Annotated in this window: 15 protein-coding genes and 2 riboswitches; of the genes, 6 read left to right on the top strand and 9 right to left on the bottom strand. The window is 67.5% G+C overall.

Annotated features, from left to right (window positions below):
* Positions 1-98: 98 nt before the first annotated feature.
* Both ACAW63_RS08300 and ACAW63_RS08295 read right to left on the bottom strand, forming a co-directional pair.
* Positions 99-662 (bottom strand): DUF934 domain-containing protein, encoded by a 564-nt coding sequence (locus ACAW63_RS08300; protein WP_371232951.1) that lies wholly within the window; start codon positions 660-662, stop codon positions 99-101.
* Entirely contained in the window at positions 659-2,323 is a 1,665-nt protein-coding gene (locus ACAW63_RS08295) for a nitrite/sulfite reductase (protein ID WP_371232949.1), read from the bottom strand. Before ACAW63_RS08295 ends, ACAW63_RS08300 begins: the two co-directional genes overlap by 4 nt.
* A gap of 345 nt (positions 2,324-2,668) precedes the next feature.
* On the opposite strand from ACAW63_RS08295, the gene ccoG reads away from it, so the two are divergent.
* A complete protein-coding gene (gene ccoG / locus ACAW63_RS08290) occupies positions 2,669-4,078 on the top strand; it encodes a cytochrome c oxidase accessory protein CcoG (protein WP_371232947.1) in 1,410 nt (469 codons plus the stop codon).
* An 86-nt stretch (positions 4,079-4,164) separates the two neighbouring features.
* A complete protein-coding gene (gene mapR / locus ACAW63_RS08285) occupies positions 4,165-5,580 on the top strand; it encodes a GntR family transcriptional regulator MpaR (RefSeq protein WP_371234607.1) in 1,416 nt (471 codons plus the stop codon).
* A 338-nt stretch (positions 5,581-5,918) separates the two neighbouring features.
* Here mapR and cobM read toward each other — a convergent pair whose 3' ends face one another.
* The 4 genes from cobM to ACAW63_RS08265 all read right to left on the bottom strand — a co-directional run bounded on the left by cobM (position 5,919) and on the right by ACAW63_RS08265 (position 8,167).
* A complete protein-coding gene (gene cobM, locus ACAW63_RS08280) occupies positions 5,919-6,665 on the bottom strand; it encodes a precorrin-4 C(11)-methyltransferase (protein WP_371232945.1) in 747 nt (248 codons plus the stop codon).
* Positions 6,662-7,075 (bottom strand): cobalamin biosynthesis protein, encoded by a 414-nt coding sequence (locus ACAW63_RS08275; RefSeq protein ID WP_371232943.1) that lies wholly within the window; start codon positions 7,073-7,075, stop codon positions 6,662-6,664. Before ACAW63_RS08275 ends, cobM begins: the two co-directional genes overlap by 4 nt.
* Positions 7,076-7,146: 71 nt before the next feature.
* On the bottom strand, positions 7,147-7,851 hold the full coding sequence (locus ACAW63_RS08270; RefSeq protein ID WP_371232941.1) for a CbtA family protein: 705 nt from the start codon (positions 7,849-7,851) through the stop codon (positions 7,147-7,149).
* A 127-nt stretch (positions 7,852-7,978) separates the two neighbouring features.
* The gene (locus ACAW63_RS08265; RefSeq protein WP_275610010.1) at positions 7,979-8,167 is read right to left on the bottom strand and encodes a CbtB-domain containing protein; all 189 of its coding nucleotides are present in this window, start codon (positions 8,165-8,167) and stop codon (positions 7,979-7,981) included.
* Between the two features lie 102 nt (positions 8,168-8,269).
* Positions 8,270-8,484, bottom strand: a riboswitch (cobalamin riboswitch).
* Positions 8,485-8,555: 71 nt separating this feature from the next.
* Positions 8,556-8,751, top strand: a riboswitch (cobalamin riboswitch).
* A gap of 234 nt (positions 8,752-8,985) precedes the next feature.
* Between ACAW63_RS08265 and cobW the strand changes: the two genes are divergently transcribed.
* Complete coding sequence (gene cobW / locus ACAW63_RS08260) at positions 8,986-10,038, top strand: cobalamin biosynthesis protein CobW (RefSeq protein ID WP_371232939.1); 1,053 nt, start codon at positions 8,986-8,988, stop codon at positions 10,036-10,038.
* 95 nt (positions 10,039-10,133) lie between these two features.
* Positions 10,134-13,865 (top strand): cobaltochelatase subunit CobN, encoded by a 3,732-nt coding sequence (gene cobN, locus ACAW63_RS08255; protein ID WP_371232937.1) that lies wholly within the window; start codon positions 10,134-10,136, stop codon positions 13,863-13,865.
* A gap of 158 nt (positions 13,866-14,023) precedes the next feature.
* Here the strand turns inward: cobN and ACAW63_RS08250 are convergent, their stop codons facing one another.
* Together ACAW63_RS08250 and ACAW63_RS08245 are read right to left on the bottom strand one after the other, a co-directional pair.
* Positions 14,024-15,121 (bottom strand): 3-deoxy-7-phosphoheptulonate synthase, encoded by a 1,098-nt coding sequence (locus ACAW63_RS08250; RefSeq protein WP_371232935.1) that lies wholly within the window; start codon positions 15,119-15,121, stop codon positions 14,024-14,026.
* Positions 15,122-15,416: 295 nt separating this feature from the next.
* Positions 15,417-15,551, bottom strand: coding sequence for a hypothetical protein (locus ACAW63_RS08245; protein WP_371232934.1), 135 nt, complete (start codon positions 15,549-15,551; stop codon positions 15,417-15,419).
* A gap of 143 nt (positions 15,552-15,694) precedes the next feature.
* On the opposite strand from ACAW63_RS08245, the gene ACAW63_RS08240 reads away from it, so the two are divergent.
* On the top strand, positions 15,695-16,702 hold the full coding sequence (locus tag ACAW63_RS08240; protein ID WP_371232932.1) for an ATP-binding protein: 1,008 nt from the start codon (positions 15,695-15,697) through the stop codon (positions 16,700-16,702).
* Entirely contained in the window at positions 16,684-17,373 is a 690-nt protein-coding gene (locus ACAW63_RS08235; RefSeq protein WP_371234605.1) for a VWA domain-containing protein, read from the top strand. Before ACAW63_RS08240 ends, ACAW63_RS08235 begins: the two co-directional genes overlap by 19 nt.
* Positions 17,374-17,393: 20 nt before the next feature.
* Here the strand turns inward: ACAW63_RS08235 and ACAW63_RS08230 are convergent, their stop codons facing one another.
* Complete coding sequence (locus ACAW63_RS08230) at positions 17,394-18,017, bottom strand: glutathione S-transferase family protein (RefSeq protein WP_371232930.1); 624 nt, start codon at positions 18,015-18,017, stop codon at positions 17,394-17,396.
* Position 18,018: the final 1 nt, after the last annotated feature.

Here is an 18,018-nt window from a genome sequence, read left to right as displayed (position 1 = left end):
GTGGGTTACCGCCGGCACGCACGGGCGCCGGAGGGTGATGCCCGCATTTTTCCTGTGCCCCGGCATAGCGTCAAGCGTGGCCGACCCGCTGCGCCCCGTCAGGAGCGGCGCCGGAACAGCGGGCGCGGCTCGATGACCGAGCGCCCGTAGAGGACGCTGAGGCCGGCAAGCCCCTTCAGGGCGTCCTCCACGGACTTGTCCTCACGCACGGCGAAGGCGTCGAAACCGCACTGGCGCATGTGTGCCAACTGGTCGCGCAGTACGTCGCCCACGGCACGTAGTTCGCCGCGCCAGCCCAGCCGGCTGCGCAGCAGATAGGCCAGGCTGTAGCCACGGCCATCGCGGAAGCTGGGGAAGTCGATGGCGATCAGCGCCGGTTCCTTCAGGCGCCAGATCAGTTCCTCGGGATCGTCGTCCGGCGCCAGCCACACGCCGTATTCCTGTAGGAGCGAGCCTGCTCGCGAGCCGCCCGGCTCCGGCGCACCAGTGGAACTCTGTTCGCGAGCAAGCTCGCTCCTACCAGAGCTGAGCGCCAGCCACTCCTTCAGCGGCAGGATGAAATTGCCATCAGGCAACTTCTCGGGCATTTCCCGCAACAAGGTCCAGGGATCATTCGGTGCCAGCTCGGCAATGCCGTCGCGCAAACGAATCAGATTCTTCATGCCGGCACCTCCGCCTGGCGGTAGACCCGCGCCTTGAACGGCTCCAGGCCGATGCGCTCCACCGTCTCGACGAAGCGCTCACCGGCACCGCGCTGCTCCACGTAGGTTTGCACCAGCGCCTCGATCACGTCCGGCACCTCCGCCGCGCTGAACGACGGGCCGATCACCTTGCCCAGTGCGCTGTTCACGCCCTGCGCGCCACCGAGGGTGATCTGGTACCACTCGCTGCCGTTCTTATCGACGCCGAGGATGCCGATGTTGCCGATATGGTGGTGTCCGCAGGCGTTCATGCAGCCGGAGATGTTCAGGCTGAGGTCGCCCAGATCGTGCAGGTAGTCGAGGTCCTCGAAGCGCTGCTGGATGCCCTGGGCGATGGGGATCGACTTGGCGTTGGCCAGTGCGCAGAAGTCGCCGCCGGGGCAGGCGATGATGTCGGTGAGCAGGCCCTGGTTCGGCGTGCCCAACCCGGCGTCGCAGGCCTCGCGCCAGAGTGCGTAAAGGTCTGCCTTGCGCACGTCCGGCAGCACCAGGTTCTGTTCGTGGGCGACGCGGATTTCGCCGAAGCCGAAGTGCTCGGCCCAGTCGGCCACGCGCTCCATCTGCGAGGAGGTGACATCCCCCGGCGGCGCCTCGGCGCCCGGTTTGGTGGACAGCACCACGCTGGCATAACCCGGCACGCGATGCGGGCGCACGTTGCGCGAAACCCAGCGGGCGAATGCGGCGTCGGCGGCCAGCGCCGTGCCGTAGGCAAGTTCGTCGGCAGGAGCGTAGACCGGCGGATCGAATGCGGCCGCCACACGCTCGTATTCGTCGAGGGTGAGTTGCGCCTCGCCGTCGCGCAGGTGCTGCCACTCCTCCTCCACTTCACGGGAGAACGCCTCGATGCCCAGCGCCTTCACCAGGATCTTGATCCGCGCCTTGTACTTGTTGTCGCGCCGGCCGTGGCGGTTGTACACGCGCAGGATGGCTTCGACGTAGGACAGCAGGTGCTGCCAGGGCAGGTCGTCGCGGATCACCTGGCCGAGCATCGGCGTACGTCCCAGGCCACCGCCCACCAGCACCTTCAGACGCAGCTCGCCGTCCTCTGCGCGGCGCAGGTAGAGGCCGATGTCATGCATCATCACCGCCGCGCGGTCCTCCTCGGCGGCGCAGATCGCGATCTTGAACTTGCGCGGCAGGAAGAGGAATTCGGGGTTCACCGTGGACCACTGGCGAAGGATTTCCGCCAGCGGGCGCGGATCGAGGAACTCGTCGGCGGCAACCCCGGCAAAAGCCTCGGTGGTGATGTTGCGCACACAGTTGCCGGAGGTCTGGATGGCATGCATCTCGACATCGGCGAGGCGTTCGAGGATGTCCGGCACACGCGCCAGTTCCACCCAGTTGAACTGGATGTTCTGCCGCGTGGTGAAGTGGCCATAGCCACGGTCGTGCTCGCGGGCGATCCAGGCCAGGGTACGCATCTGCTCGCTGGACAGAGTGCCGTAGGGAATCGCCACCCGCAGCATGTAGGCATGTTTCTGCAGGTACAGGCCGTTCTGCAAGCGCAGTGGCAGGAATTCCTCTTCGCTCAGCTCATCGCTCAGGCGCCGCTGCACCTGATCGCGGAACTGCGCCACCCGTTCGCGCACCAGGGCGCGGTCGTAATCGTCGTATCGGTACATCGCCAGGCCACCTTCGGATCGTTGCGTGGCGGCCTGCTTCTGTCGTCGGACGCGCCACTTTTCGGTTGACCGAACTATGGCCGGCGCCTGTTGTGCAAAACAGCGGCAGATCGCACGGGAAAAACCGGATCAGATGGGGGCGATGCCTACCCCGACGGGCCTGCGACCAGTTGCCGCAACAGGCCCGACCAGGCGTTTTATCACGTACGGCGCCAGCCCCGCAGCGACGCGGCACAGGGCGGATTCCGCCATCTGATATGGTTTTTTCCGGCGAACCTGAATCTGTTTCGGGTGCAGAACGGTTCGTACAGTCGCGGCGCCTCTTCTGCCTGATGGGCCACGACAATGAGCGAAAGAATCCCCGCGAAGGTCATCGAGATCGACGCACCGCAACGTTTCACCCCGCCGCCCAAACCTCTGTCGGCCGTCACCCCGACGGTCTACACCAAGCGCTTCGCCGGACGCTTCCGCGACCTGCGCCGGCTGGGCGGCGCGCTGCTGTTCCTGCTGTTCTTCGGCACCCTGTGGCTGCAATGGAACGGCCGCCAGGCGGTGCTCTGGAACCTGCCCGAGCGCAAGTTCTACATCTTCGGCGCGACCTTCTGGCCGCAGGACTTCATCCTGCTCTCGGCGATCCTGATCATCGCCGCCTTCGGCCTGTTCTTCATCACGGTGTTCGCCGGCCGCGTCTGGTGCGGCTACACCTGCCCGCAGAGCGTGTGGACCTGGATCTTCATGTGGGCCGAGCAGGTCACCGAGGGCGACCGCAACCAGCGCATGAAGCTCGACAAGGGTCCGGTCAGCGCCGAGAAGGTCCTGCGCAAGGGCGCCAAGCACGGCCTCTGGTTGCTGATCAGCCTGGCCACGGCAATCACCTTCATCGGCTACTTCACGCCGGTGCGGCCGCTGGTGACGGATTTATTCACCTTCAAGCTGGACCTGGAAAGCACCTTCTGGGTCGCCTTCTTCGCTGCCGCCACCTACGCCAACGCCGGCTGGCTACGCGAGCAGGTGTGCATCCACATGTGCCCGTACTCGCGCTTCCAGAGCGTGATGTTCGACAAGGACACCCTGATCATTTCCTACGACGCGGCACGCGGTGAATCCCGTGGCGCACGCAAGAAGGACGCCGATCCCAAGGCCCTCGGCCTGGGCGACTGCATCGACTGCCAGCAGTGCGTGCAGGTCTGCCCCACCGGCATCGACATCCGCGACGGCCTGCAGATCGCCTGCATCGGCTGCGCCGCCTGCATCGACGCCTGCGACTCGGTGATGGACAAGATGGGCTACGACAGCGGCCTGGTGCGCTACACCTCCGAGCGCGCGCTGGAAGGCGGCAAGACCCACCTGCTGCGCCCGCGCCTGATCGGCTACGCAGCGGTGCTGCTGGTGATGATCGGTGCCTTCGTCTGGGCGCTGGAAGCGCGGCCGCTGATCAACCTCGACGTCGCCCGCGACCGTGGCCTGTTCCGCGAGAACGCCGCCGGCGAGATCGAGAACATCTACAACCTCAAGCTGATCAACAAGACCCAGCAGCCGCAGCACTACCAGCTGAGCCTCGCCAACGGCGTCGGCTACCGCCTGCAGGGCGTGCCGGAGCTGACGCTGCAGCCGGGCGAGATCCGCGACTTCGCCATCTCGGTGGCAAGCCTGGCGCAGAGCAGCGCCGGCGGCTCGGTGCCGCTGCACTTCCGGGTCAGCGACGGCAATGAGGTGATCGACGCCGCCAGCACCTTCGTCTCGCCGAGGCGCTGAAGATGGCGCGGGAGCTTGGCGTGACCTCGGCGCAGCGCCTAGAGTGGGCGGATTCTTCCGCCCCTCAGGCCGCCGTGCAGGACAAGATGAAGCGCTACGAGAAATTCGCCGACGAGATCGCCGGCCTTATCCGCAGCGGTGTGCTCGCCCCCGGCCAGAAGGTCCCTTCGGTGCGGCACGCCAGCCGCACCTACGGGGTCAGCGCTTCCACCGTGTTCCAGGCCTACTACCTGCTGGAGGATCGCGGCCTGATCGTCGCCCGCGCGCGCTCGGGCTACTTCGTCCGCGAGCACGTGCAGCGCGCCCTGGCCGAGCCGGAAATCGCCCGTCACGACGCGCAGACCACCGAGGTGGACGTCAGCGAACTGGTGTTCTCGGTGCTCAGCTCGATCAAGGACCCGGACACCGTGCCCTTCGGCTCGGCCTTCCCGGCGCCGGAACTGTTCCCCCTGCCGCGCCTGGCGCGCTCCATGGCCCATGCCGTGCGCGACATGGACCCGCGCTCTGTGGTCGCCGACCTCGCCCCCGGCAGCCACGCGCTGCGCCGGCAGATCGCCCTGCGCTACATGGTCGGCGGCATGCCGCTGCCAGTGGAGGAACTGGTGGTCACCAACGGCGCGCTGGAGGCGCTGAACCTGTGCCTGCAGGTGGTAACCCAGCCGGGCGATCTGGTGGCCATCGAAGCCCCCGCTTTCTACGCCAGCCTGCAAGTGCTGGAGCGGCTGAAGCTCAAAGCCGTGGAAATTCCCGTACACCCGCGCGAGGGCATCGACCTCGACGTGCTCGCCGACAGCCTGGCGCGCCTGCCGATCAAGGCCTGCTGGTTCATGAGCAACTTCCAGAACCCGCTCGGCGCCAGCATGGCCGAGGACAAGAAACGCGCCCTCGCCGCCCTGCTGACGAAGCACCAGGTGCCGCTGATCGAGGACGATGTCTACGCCGAACTGTACTTCGCCGCCCAGGCGCCCAAGCCGGTGAAGGCCTTCGACAGCGAAGGCCTGTTCATGCATTGCAGTTCCTTCTCCAAGAGCCTGGCGCCGGGCTACCGCGTGGGCTGGGTGGCCGGCGGGCGCTACGCCGAGCAGATCGAGCGGCTCAAGCTGATGACCAGCCTGTCGGCTTCGGTGCCGGCCCAGGCCGCCATCGCCGACTACCTGCAACATGGCGGCTACGACCGCCACCTGCGCAAGCTGCGCCACGCCCTGGAAAGCCAGCAGCATGCGATGCTCGCCGCGGTGGCGCGGCACTTTCCCGCCGCCACCCGCGTCACCCGCCCCAACGGCGGCTATTTCCTGTGGCTGGAGCTGCCCGAACAGATCGACGCGCTCAAGCTGTTCCAGCTCGCCCTGGCCCAGGGCATCAGCCTCGCGCCGGGGCCGATCTTTTCGGCCACCAGACGCTTCGGCCACTGCCTGCGCCTGAACTACGGCCATCCGTGGACAGCCCGTAGCGAGCAGGCCATGGAAACCCTCGGACGGATCATTCATTCGCTGCAAGGCTGAAGGCCTCTGCCGTCAGACTGATCCGCACATTCGGAAACGACCTGTATCTGTGCGGCGCTTTGTCGCAGGCCTACCCTGTCAGGCAGGAAACCCGGATGAGGGAAACTGCCATGGAATCGGAAGGCCTGATGATCCTGCTCACTGTGATCGCCGCGCTTGGCGTGCACCTGTGGGTGCGCTGGTACCTGCGGCGCGGAATGCAGCCGCGTGGAGATCAATGGCTGGCCTGAGCGGCTCTTCGTAGGAGCGAGCTTGCTCGCGAACGGCCCAGCTCTGGTGCCCCCAGGAAACTCTGTTCGCGAGCAAGCTCGCTCCTACTGGAAGCAAAAGCCCGCGTTCTAGGGCCGATACAGATGCGCATGCCCCGCGCTGTACAGCGACGAATCGGCAAAACCCTCCGCCCCCAGCACCTTGCCCACCAGGATCAGCGCCGTGCGCCTGAAACCCTTGGCCTCCGCCTTGGGCAGGATATCGCCCAGGGTGCCGGTGACCTGGTCCTGATCCGGCCAACTCGCCCGGTGGATCACCGCGATCGGGCAATCCGCGCCGTAGTGCGGCAGCAGTTCGGCCACGATGGATTCCAGCTGGCCGACGCCCAGGTGAATCGCCAGGGTTGCGCGATGCTGCGCCAGCTCGGCGAGGGATTCGCCTTCGGGCATGCGCGTCTTGCTGGCATAGCGGGTAAGGATCAGCGTCTGCGAGATATCCGGCAGAGTCAGCTCGCAGCCGAGAATCGCCGCACAGGCGGAGGTGGCGGTGACGCCGGGGATGATCTCGTAGGGAATATCCAGCTCGCGCAGCTGGCGAATCTGCTCGCCGATGGCGCCGTACAGCGACGGGTCGCCGGAGTGCACGCGCGCCACGTCCTTGCCTTCGGCGTGGGCCTGCGCCAGCAGCGCGACGATCTCTTCCAGATTCAGCTCGGCGGTGTTCACCACGCGCGCGGCGCTGTGCCCTTCCAGTACCGCCGGCGGCACCAGGGAGCCGGCGTAGAGGATCACCGGGCAACTGCGGATCAAGCGCTGGCCCTTGACCGTGATGAGTTCCGGATCGCCCGGACCGGCGCCGATGAAGTAGACCGTCATGGCTGCTCCTGGGGTTCCACAGGGACAAAGGCCAGCGCACAGGTGGCCTGCTCGCTGCGGCGCTTGTCCACCAGCAAGCGTGCCGAGGCACCGCCCTGGGCTTCGGCCTGCAGCAGTGCCGCGGCCTCGGCCACGCTGGCGCTGCCTGTCGCCGCGCGCACCGCGTCGGAGGGCTCGCCCAGGTGTTTCTCGCAAGCGGCCAGTTGTTGCGGCGTGAACAGCGCCAGCGGCAGGTCGAGCGCGGCGGCCAGGGCGGCCAGTCCTTCCTCGTCGGCCTTCAGCGTGGCGCTGGCCAGCGCGGTGAGGTTCGACTCGTCGAGCCCGGCCTCGGCCAGCGTCTCCCGCAGCAAGGCACGCAGTTCATCGAGCGGGCAGCCCCGGCGGCAACCGAGGCCGGCAACCAGCGTCATCGTCACTCTCCTCCAAATGAAAAACCCCGCAGTCGGCTGGGCCGGCTGCGGGGTCGAGCATAGCGCGTGGATCAGGTCGACGGCGCGAAGCGGCGGAACAGCCAGGCCGCAACGAGGCCGAGCGCCACCCAGAACACCGCGTTGGTGACCAGCGAGGCAATGATGAACTCATGGGCGAGGCTTTCCGGCGCGAGGCTGGAATGCACGTCCGGCTGCGGCGCGCCGATCACATGTGGTACCACCAACAGCGCGACACCGACGATCTTCAGTGCCCAGTTGCGGCCGAACACCAACAGTGCGAGGCCGGCGGCGGTGGACGCGGCGGTGCCGATCCACCAGGTCTGCCGCAGAGTCAGCTCAGCGGCGGCGGTGCCCGGAACCTCCGGCGGCAGCCCCAACGACGGCGCCAGGGTGAACACGGCGAAACCGCCCAGGCCCCAGAGCAGGCCTTCGGAGGTCTTGCCTGGTTCGCGCAGGGTGAACAGGCCGGCCAGCATCAGCGCGAAGCCCACGGCGACCACCAGGTTGCCGCCGGTGGTGGAGAGGATGCGCTGCCAGCCGTCTTCCGGCTCCCAGGCTTCCGCGTCGTGATGGTGGCCAGCGGCGGCACCGTCGGCGTGCTCATGGCTGTGTTCGGCCATCGCTACCGGCTCGGACTTTTCATAGGTCTCCGCCTTGAGGATCAGCGGGGATACCCACAGCAACTGGACGACAGTCAGCACCAGCGCCGCGATCAGACCGGCGAAACCGGCGGTCTGGGCGATACGTTTGATCATTTTTCCTTTCCTTTTCCTTCTCCGAGCTCTCGGGTCACACGAGCCAGGCAAAGCGATGCCTCGACCGTCTCGTACGAGCAGTCAGAGGCGCATTGACTCGACCGCGCCTACGCGCAGCCGACAGAGGTCAATGACAGGGGAAGCCTGCGCTGTGGCGAGTATCGTGAGCAGCGTTGTGCACCGCTTCCAGATGCGAGAAACCGGCGAAATACACCAGCAGCGCACCGAGCAGGCTGGCGCCGACGGCCAGGGCGATGCGCTTGGAAAGGGGGATGGAAGTGCTCGACGCCTGTTGCGTCAGGATACTGCTGGACATGAACGTTCCCTCTGAAAATCAAAGTAGAGAACGCAGAGGTTGAACGCATTCGAACGCGCCACAAGGTCGCGCCACGGCCTGCGCCCGCCCACCGCGGGTTTGCCAAAACGAAGGATTCCAGGCCGGTCTCCGGGCTTGCGATATCGACCGTATGGCCGGGCGAGTCAGCCTTCCCATGCGCGAGCACAGTGGCTACCGATGACTCATCAATCGCTTACCGTTGCGGGGGCAGCGCCGGCCTTGTCCTTGTGGACGCACCGGCTTCCCGTTTCACCTCGCGCGCGACGGCGCGAGACACCTGAAACCGCGCTAGCTGACCACGAAGCCCCGCGAGCGTCAACCGCGCGGCAACCGATCCCCGGCGATTGACCGCCCCGCCTGTGCTGCGTAGCCTTCCTCCCTTCGAGGTTCTCCGGCGCTGGCCGGAGCTAAGAGGGAACGTGGAAATCTTCGGATGCGCCACGGCTGCCCCCGCAACTGTGAACAGCCTGTCTCTTCACGCGCCACTGCCGATTCGGGCGGGAAGGCGAAGAGACGACAGAGGGCTGTGAGCCAGGAGACCTGCCTCGTGACTGGTTTTCGATCTGCTGCGCGTCGGCCATGCTGCGTTGGAGGATCGCCGTGGACTGCTCATTGACTACAGTCAACTCCGCGTCCCCGGCGATCCTCCGCCTTGCCTGGCTCTAGCTCGCGAGATCCAGAACTGGTTCGTTATCAACAGACAACCGGGCGGGGTGATCCGGTGGCGACCTTCGTTGCGCGGCGAACCCGCGCGCGCGCCCTTCATCCGCCTTCCAACTTCCGCTTGCGAGGCGCGCATGAAAACCCTGGCCAAACTCCCCGTCACCATCGTCACCGGCTTCCTCGGCGCCGGCAAGACCACCCTGCTCCGCCACATGCTCGACAACGCCGAAGGCCGCCGCATCGCGGTGATCGTCAACGAATTCGGCGAGCTGGGCATCGACGGCGACATCCTCAAGCAGTGCTCCATCGGTTGCAGCGAGGAAGAGGCGGTCGGCCGCGTCTTCGAGCTGGCCAACGGCTGCCTGTGCTGCACCGTGCAGGAAGAGTTCTTCCCGGTGATGCGCGAGCTGGTGGCGCGCCGCGGCGACCTCGACCAGATCCTCATCGAGACCTCCGGCCTGGCCCTGCCCAAGCCGCTGGTGCAGGCCTTCCAGTGGCCGGAAATCCGCAACGCCTGCACCGTGGACGCGGTGATCACCGTGGTCGACAGCCCGGCCGTGGCCGCCGGTACCTTCGCCGCCCACCCCGAGCAGGTCGACGAGCAGCGCAAGCAGGACCCGAACCTGGACCACGAATCGCCGCTGCACGAACTCTTCGAAGACCAGCTGGCCAGCGCCGACCTGGTGGTGCTGAACAAGGCCGACCTGCTCGATGCCGACGCCCTGGCCCGCGTGCGCGCCGAAGTCGCCGAGGAACTGCCGCCGGCAGTGAAGATCGTCGAAGCCAGCGCCGGCCAGTTGCCGCTCTCGGTGCTGCTGGGCCTGAACGCCGAGGCCGAGCTGCACATCGACAGCCGCCCGACTCACCACGACCACGAGGGCCATGAAGACCACGACCATGACGAGTTCGACTCCTTCCACGTCGACCTGCCGGAAGTGGAAGAACGCGCCCTGCTGGATGCGCTGAATACCCTGGTCGAGCGCCACGCCGTGCTTCGCATCAAGGGCTTCGTCGCCATCCCCGGCAAGCCCATGCGCCTCTTGGTACAGGGCGTCGGCAAGCGCTTCGACAAGCACTTCGACCGCGTCTGGCGCAGCGACGAAACCCGTGGTACCCGCCTGGTGGTGATCGGCCAGGAACTGGACCAGGCCACCATCGCCAACGAGCTGCGTACTGCTCTCTCCTGATCGTGTAGGAGCGAGCTTGCTCGCGAACAGCCTCGCAGCGGGGCTTGGTTCGCGAGCAAGCTCGCTCCTACATACAGCCCAAACCGAGCAATCCCATGCACCTGCTGCGCACCCAACCCGGCGGCTTCGTCCCCGACGACGGCATCGCCCATCTGGCCCAGACGCCCGCCGAACTGGTGATCCTCTGCAGCGGCGACTCGCACCTGGCGCTGCTCGCCGAGGCCGCCCGCGCGCTGCCGGAGGACTACCCGAGCCTGCGCCTGGCCAACCCCATGCAGCTGCAGAACCACGCCTCGGTGGACCTCTACGTCGACGAGGTGCTGCAGCACGCCAGGGTCATCCTGATCTCGGTGCACGGCGGCGTCGGCTACTGGCGCTACGGCATGGAGCAACTGGCGGCGCTGGCCGAACGCGGCGTCACATTGATCGCGGTGCCCGGCGACGACAAGCCCGACCCCGAACTCACTGCCCTGTGCAGCGTCCCGCCGCAGGATGCCGAGCGCCTATGGCAGTACCTGCGCCAGGGCGGCATGGACAACGCCCGGCAGTTCTTCGCCTGCCTCGCCAACCGTCATCTGCAACGTGAATACGCCTGGAGCGAACCCCGGACCCTGCCGCGCGTGGCGCTCCATCACCCGCAGCTCGGCAACTGCGACCTCGCCCGCTGGCAGGCGGACTGGAACCCCGAGTGCCCGGTCGCCGCGCTGCTGTTCTACCGCACGCACCTGCAGGCGGCGAACACCGGCTTCATCGACACTTTCTGCGAACGCCTGCGGGCCCAGGGCATCAACCCGCTGCCCATCGCCGTGGCCAGCCTCAAGGAAACCGCCTGCCTGGACGCGGTGGAAAACCTGCTCGACAGCGCCGATGCCGAGCTGATCATCAACACCACCGGCTTCGCCCAGTCCAACCCGGAAGCCCCACAGGATCGTCCTTTCCGGCGCGACGTGCCGGTGCTGCAGGCCATCTGCTCGCTGGACAACCTCGACCTCTGGCGCGCCAACCCGCAGGGCCTCGGCCCGCGCGACCTGGCCATGCACATCGCGCTGCCGGAACTGGATGGCCGCCTCATCACCCGGCCGATCAGCTTCAAGGGCCTGGCCTGGCGCAGCGAGCGCAGCCAGAGCGACGTGGTCTGCTACCTGCCGCACCTGCCGGGCATGGACTTCGTCGCCGAACTGGCGCGACGCTGGATACTGCTGGCGCGCAAGGCCAACGCCGACAAGCGCGTGGCGCTGATCCTGGCGAACTATCCGACCCGCGACGGGCGCATCGGCAACGGCGTCGGCCTGGATACGCCGGCCGCCGCGCTGAACATCCTCCGCGCACTGGAGGCGCAAGGCTATCCAGTCGCCGGCCTGCCCGACTCCGGCACCGCGCTGATCCAGCAGCTGCTCGGCGGCGTCAGCAATGACCTCGACAGCCTCGACCTGCGCCCCTGTGCGCAAAGCCTGGCGCTGGACGACTACCTCGCCTGCTTCGCGCGCCTGCCCGCAGCCAACCAGCAGGCCGTGCGCGAGCGCTGGGGCGAACCGCAGCAGGATCCGATGTTCCGCAGCGGGCGTATGATGGTCGCCGGCCTGCGCTTGGGCCTCGGCTTCGTCGGCATCCAGCCGGCGCGCGGCTACCAGCTCGACGCGGCGGCGATCTATCACGATCCGTCGCTGGTGCCACCCCACGGCTACCTCGCCTTCTACTTCTGGCTGCGCGAAGTGTTCGGCGCCGACGCGGTGGTTCATGTCGGCAAGCACGGCAACCTCGAATGGCTGCCCGGCAAGGGCGTCGGTCTCTCGGAAGAGTGCTGGCCGGACGCGATCCTCGGCCCGCTACCCAATCTCTACCCGTTCATCGTCAATGACCCCGGCGAAGGCGCCCAGGCCAAGCGCCGCGCCCAGGCGGTGATCATCGACCACCTGATGCCGCCGCTGACCCGCGCGGAAAACTACGGCCCGCTGCGCGACCTCGAACGCCTGGCCGACGAGTACTACGACGCCTCCCTGCTCGACCCACGCCGCGCCAACGAACTGCGCGGCGACATCCTCACGCTGGTGCGCGAGACCGCTCTGGACCGCGAGCTGGGATTGCAACTGAGCGACGATCCGGAAAGCTGGCTGCCGCAGCTGGATGCTTATCTCTGCGACCTCAAGGAATCGCAGATTCGCGACGGCCTGCACGTGTTCGGCGAGTCGCCCGTGGGCGAGTTGCGCCGCGATACGCTGCTGTCGCTGGTGCGCATCCCGCGCGGCGATGGACGCGGCGGCAACGCCAGCCTGCTGCGCGCGCTGAGCGAAGACCTGCAATTGGGCCGCGACCCGCTGGATGAAGCTTTCGCCGAACCCTGGGAAGGCCCGCGCCCGGACGTGCTGCTGACCGTGAGCAACGATCCCTGGCGCAGCAACGGCGACACCCGCGAGCGCCTGGAGCTGTTCGCCCTGCGGCTGATCGACGGCGTCGGCAGCGCGCCCGGCAGCGCCAGCGCGGCGGTCCTCGCGCAACTTAACCAGCAGATCGCACCGACCCTGGATGCCTGTGGCGCCAGCGAGATCGGTCACCTGCTCGCCGGCCTCGGCGGTCGCTTCGTCCCGCCCGGCCCCAGCGGCGCGCCCAGTCGCGGGCGGGTCGACGTACTGCCCACCGGGCGCAACTTCTTCACCGTGGACGTGCGCAACCTGCCCACGCCCACCGCCTTCCGTCTTGGCTTCCAGTCCGCCAGCCGCCTGCTCGAACGTCACCTGCAGGACCACGGCGACCACCTGCGCCAGCTCGGCCTGTCGGTGTGGGGCACGGCGACCATGCGCACCGGCGGCGACGACATCGCCCAGGCGCTGGCGCTGCTCGGCGTACGGCCGGTGTGGCAGGCCGGCAGCCAGCGCGTGGAAGATTTCGAGATTCTGCCGATCAGCCTGCTCGATCGCCCACGGGTGGACGTGACGCTGCGGGTTTCCGGCTTCTTCCGCGACGCCTTCGCCAACCTCATTCGCCTGTTCGATGCCGCCGTGCAGGCGGTCGCTGCGCTGGATGAACCGGACGACCTGAACCCGCTGGCCGCCCGCGTGCGCGCCGACCAGGCACGCCTGCTGAGCGAAGGACTGGAAAGCGACGAGGCCCGGCGCCAGGCTGGCTGGCGCATCTTCGGCGCCCAGCCCGGCGCCTACGGTGCCGGCGTGCAGGGCGTGATCGAATCGCGCCAGTGGGACAGCCGCGCCGACCTTGCCGAGGCCTACCTGAACTGGGGCGGCTACGCCTACGGCAGCGGCGACGACGGCACCCCGGCGCGCGAGCGCTTCGCCCAGCGTCTGTCCGGCCTGCAGGCGGTGCTGCACAACCAGGACAACCGCGAGCACGACATCCTCGATTCCAACGACTACTACCAGTTCCAGGGCGGCATGCTCGCCGCCGCCGAGGTCATCCAGGGCCAGGCGCTGGCCAGCTACCACGGCGACCACAGCCAGCCGGACAACCCGCGCATCCGTACCCTCAAGGAGGAACTCGGCCGCGTGGTGCGCGCCCGCGCGGTGAACCCGAAATGGATCGCCGGCATGAAGCGCCACGGCTACAAGGGCGCCTTCGAACTGGCCGCGACGGTGGACTACCTGTTCGCCTTCGACGCCACCAGCGAGCTGGTCGACGACCACCAGTACCGCCTGCTGGCCGACGCCTACCTGCTGGACGACGACACCCGCGAGTTCATCCGCCAGCACAACCCCGAAGCCCTGCGCGACATCGCCGAACGCCTGGTGGAAGCGCAGCAGCGCGGCTTGTGGGAGGAGCCGGGGGAGTACCGGGAGATGCTGGAGAATCTGTTGGTGGACAGCGAGGAGCAGTGAGGGGTTTCCGGCTTTCGTAGGAGCGGATTTCGTTAAAGCCTACCTCCAGCACGGTGTGGCGCATTGACGTGTAGGAGCGAGCTTGCTCGCGAACCCGCCCGGCTTCAGTGCTGCCGGGAAACTGGTTCGCGAGCAAGCTCGCTCCTACAGGAAAAGCCTCAGCCGCGACGCAGGCGCTCCGCCGCATTCAGCAACAGCGCTTCGGTACCGCTCCAGCCCAGACAGCCATCGGTGATCGACACGCCATAGCGCAGTTCGTCAGACAACGGCTGGCAACCATCGAACAGATGACTCTCCAGCATCACGCCGCGCAGCGAAGCGTCACCGGCCAGGCGCTGGTCGAGCACGCTGTCCAGTACCGCCGGTTGGCGCAGCGGGTCCTTGCCGCTGTTGGCGTGGCTGCAGTCCACCATGATGCTCGGATTGAAGCCGAGCTTCTCGAGCCCCTGGCGAATCTGCCGCACGCTGGCCGCATCGAAGTTCGGCCCGGCGTGGCCGCCGCGCAGTACCAGATGGGTATCCGGGTTGCCCTGGGTCTGCACCAGCGAAGGGCGACCCAGCGCATCGATGCCGAAGTGCTGGTGCGGGTGCGCCGCCGAACGCATGGCGTCGGTGGCGATGCCGATGCTGCCGTCGGTGCCGTTCTTGAAGCCCACCGGCAGATCGAGGCCGCTGACCATCTCGCGGTGCACCTGGGATTCGCTGGTGCGCGCGCCGATGGCGGCCCAGCCCAGCAGGTCGTCGAAGTAGCCGGCCACCAGCGGTTGCAGCAGTTCGGTGGCGATCGGCAGGCCGCGTTCGAGCATGCCCAGCATCAGTCGGCGCGACAATTCGAGGCCGCCGGCCATGTCGCCGGTGCCGTCCAGCTGCGGATCGTAGACCAGGCCTTTCCAGCCGATGGTGGTGCGCGGTTTCTCGACGTAGGCGCGCATCACCAGCAGCAGCTGGTCGCTCACCTGCGGCGCCAGTTCGGCGAGGCGGTCGGCGTATTCGAGGGCGGAAACGGGGTCGTGCAGCGAGCAGGGGCCGATGACGACGAGCAGGCGTGGGTCGCGGCCATCGAGTACGGCACGGATCGCATCGCGGCCTTCACGTACGCGGTGGGCCATGGCGGCGGAGAGCGGCAGGCGCTGGCGCAGCTCGGCGGGGCTCGGCAGCGGTTGTTCGCGGCGGCGGGCGGAGGGCAACGGCAGGTCCAGGACTTCGGCGGACTGCTGGATATCGTGGCGGATCAGGGTGGAGGTGGAAGCGTTCATCTGACTGGCATCCTTGGCCGGCGCGGTGTTCTTTCCGCGCTCGGCGCTCTATCTAAGTGTTCGTGGCAAGGCTCGTTGGGTGGCACGCAGCGCGCTGCTAAATCGCCAGTCGGAGTTGCGGTAATAGCGGTAATAAGTGGTGTTCATGTGTCGATCCTCTGTCTGAGCGTTTTCGCTCGTTTCGATGCGGTGGGCCTTGTGGGCCGGAAAAACAAAAACCCCGGTCGGGTTGCCGACCGGGGTTTCGTGAATCTGTCTGGTTGGCGACCCTGCTTGCTAGGGCGCCTGTGGGGTATCAGGCGCGCCTTTGGCTAAACCAATACCCATAGAAGAAATAGCCGACAGCCGCGGCCAGAACCTGCGCACGAGCGACCGCGGAGCCGATGGCACCGAGGCGGGCGAGGGACTGGATGGACAGGCTGGACGGCATGATGTTCTCCGTGGAATGGGGCTCAACTTACTGCATCGCGGCGCGCCGATCAATGACTTGTCTCTATGAAGGCGATGGACATGAGTCGCGCGTCGTACGCCCGGTTCGCTACCATGCACGGACGCAATCCGCAGGAAATCCCCATGACCGCCCTTCCCCATTTCCCACTGGCTGCCGTCGTCGGCGCCGATGAGCTGAAGCTGGCCCTGTGCCTGGCAGCCATCGATCCGGCCATCGGCGGTGTGCTGATCGAAGGGCCGCGCGGCATGGCCAAGTCCACCCTGGCGCGTGGCGTGGCCGACCTGCTGGACGGCGGGCGCTTCGTCACCCTGCCGCTGGGCGCCAGCGAGGAGCGCATCGTCGGCACCCTCGACCTGGATGCCGCGCTGGGTGAAGGCCGCGCACAGTTCTCCCCCGGCGTGCTGGCCCACGCCCACGGCGGCGTGCTCTATGTGGATGAAGTGAACCTGCTGCCCGACCACCTCGTCGACCTGCTGCTCGACGTGGCCGCCAGCGGCATCAACCTGATCGAGCGCGACGGCCTGTCCCACAGGCACCCGGCGCGCTTCGTGCTGATCGGCACCATGAACCCCGAGGAAGGCGAACTGCGCCCGCAACTGCTGGATCGCTTCGGCCTCAAGGTGCAACTGCAAGGCACGCCGGCCCCCACCGAGCGCGCCGAGATCGTCCGGCGCCGCCTGGCCTTCGATGCCGCCCCGCAGGCGTTCCTCGATCAGTGGCAAGCAGCGCAGCAGGCGCTGCAACAGCGCTGTGTCGATGCGCGACGACAGCTGGCGGCGATTGCGCTGGATGACGCTGCGCTGAACGAAATCGCCGAGCGCTGCCACGCCGCTGGCGTCGATGGCCTGCGCGCCGACCTCGTCTGGCTGCGCGCGGCCCGCGCCCATACGGCCTGGCGCGGCGCCAGCGCCATCGAGGCGCAGGACATCGACGCGGTCGAGCACTTCGCCCTCGCCCACCGCCGTCGCCATGCACCGCCGCAATCGAGCACGCCGCCGCAGTCCTCTTCCAGCCAGGCCCAGGCGCCGTCCAACGCCTCCAACGGCGAAGGCCAGTGGGGCGAAATGCCCGCCCAGAGCGTCGCCATGGGCGAACGCCGGCAACTGACGGGCTGGCCAAAAAAGCTCTGAGCATCCGCCCGCGCCCGGCCCCTGGCGCGGATGCCAACCCTCGACCCGGCCAGCTCGCCGGCGGCCGCAGCGGCGCCCGCCAACAGGGCGCGCTCGGCCGCATCGACTGGCCCGCCACCCTGCGCAACGGTCGCCCGCAACGCCGCGCCGACCTGGTGCTGCGCGCCCGCAGCCGCAAGCCCGGCGAACTCTGGCTGGTGATAGTCGACGCTTCCGCCAGCACCCGTCGCCACGGCGCATTGGCACAGGCCAAAGGCTTGCTCGCGGAGACCTTCGAACAGGCCTACCGCCAACGCGCCCGCCTTGCCGTGCTGCATGCCACAGGCGCGCAACCATGCTGGCTCTGGCAAGGGCAGAAGGCGTCGGCGCAATTGCAGAACTGGCTGGAACAGCTCGGTGCCGGCGGCGGCACTCCGTTGATCGAAGCACTGCAGCTGGCCCGCGATTGGCTGGAAAAGCGCCAGCGGCAGAAGCCGGATGAGCATCAGCGCCTACTGGTGCTCACCGATGGCCGCTTGCGGGATTGGCCGGCGTTGCAGCCCCTGCCCTGTCCGAGTCTGTTGGTGGATATCGAAGGTAGCGCGGTGCGGCTGGGACGCGCGCGGAAGCTGGCGGACGAGCTGGGGGCGGAGTATCGGCGCATCGACGAAGCTGCAGCGGTCCAGCGCTGAGAGCCGCCTCTCTCCAGCCCTCAAGGCTCCCCATTCCGCCCGTACAGCAGAAACCCCGTCCGCTCGCTGAGCCGCTCGTAATACGTGGCCACGGCAGGCAGGTCAGGGCGCTGCATGGGCGTCAGGTACCAACGGTTCACCGACAAACCGAGCACGATGTCGGCAAGCGTGAAGCGCTCACCGGCCACGAAGGCACCGGTGTTCTGCAACTGCTGATCGAGGATCGACATGCAGTGGTTCCACTGCGCCTCGCTCAGGGCGACGGCGGATTCGTCGGTATGGCTCGGGCTGTTGCGCACCTTGGCCATGAACACATAGCGCCAGGCGTTGTTCAGCTCGGTGGCCTGCCAACCCATCCACTGCTCCACCCGCGCCCGCTCGCGCGGCGAGGTCGGCAGCAGGTCGTTGCGCGGGTACTGGCCGGCCAGGTAGGTGCAGATGGCATTGGACTCCCAGAGCACGAAGTCGCCGTCGACGATCACCGGCACCATGGCATTGGGATTGAGGGCGAGGAACTCCGCCGAGGCGGTGGAGCGAAAACCCGAGCCCCAGTCTTCCCGCTCGTAGGGCAGGTCCAGCTCGGCGCAGGTCCAGAGTACCTTGCGCACGTTGATCGAAGAGGCGCGTCCGAGGATTCGCAGCATG

Origin of the sequence: Pseudomonas sp. QE6 (assembly GCF_041379005.1) — a bacterium.
Lineage (GTDB): Bacteria > Pseudomonadota > Gammaproteobacteria > Pseudomonadales > Pseudomonadaceae > Pseudomonas.
Note: the sequence above shows the minus strand (reverse complement) of the source record. Positions and strands in the feature narration are given on the sequence as shown.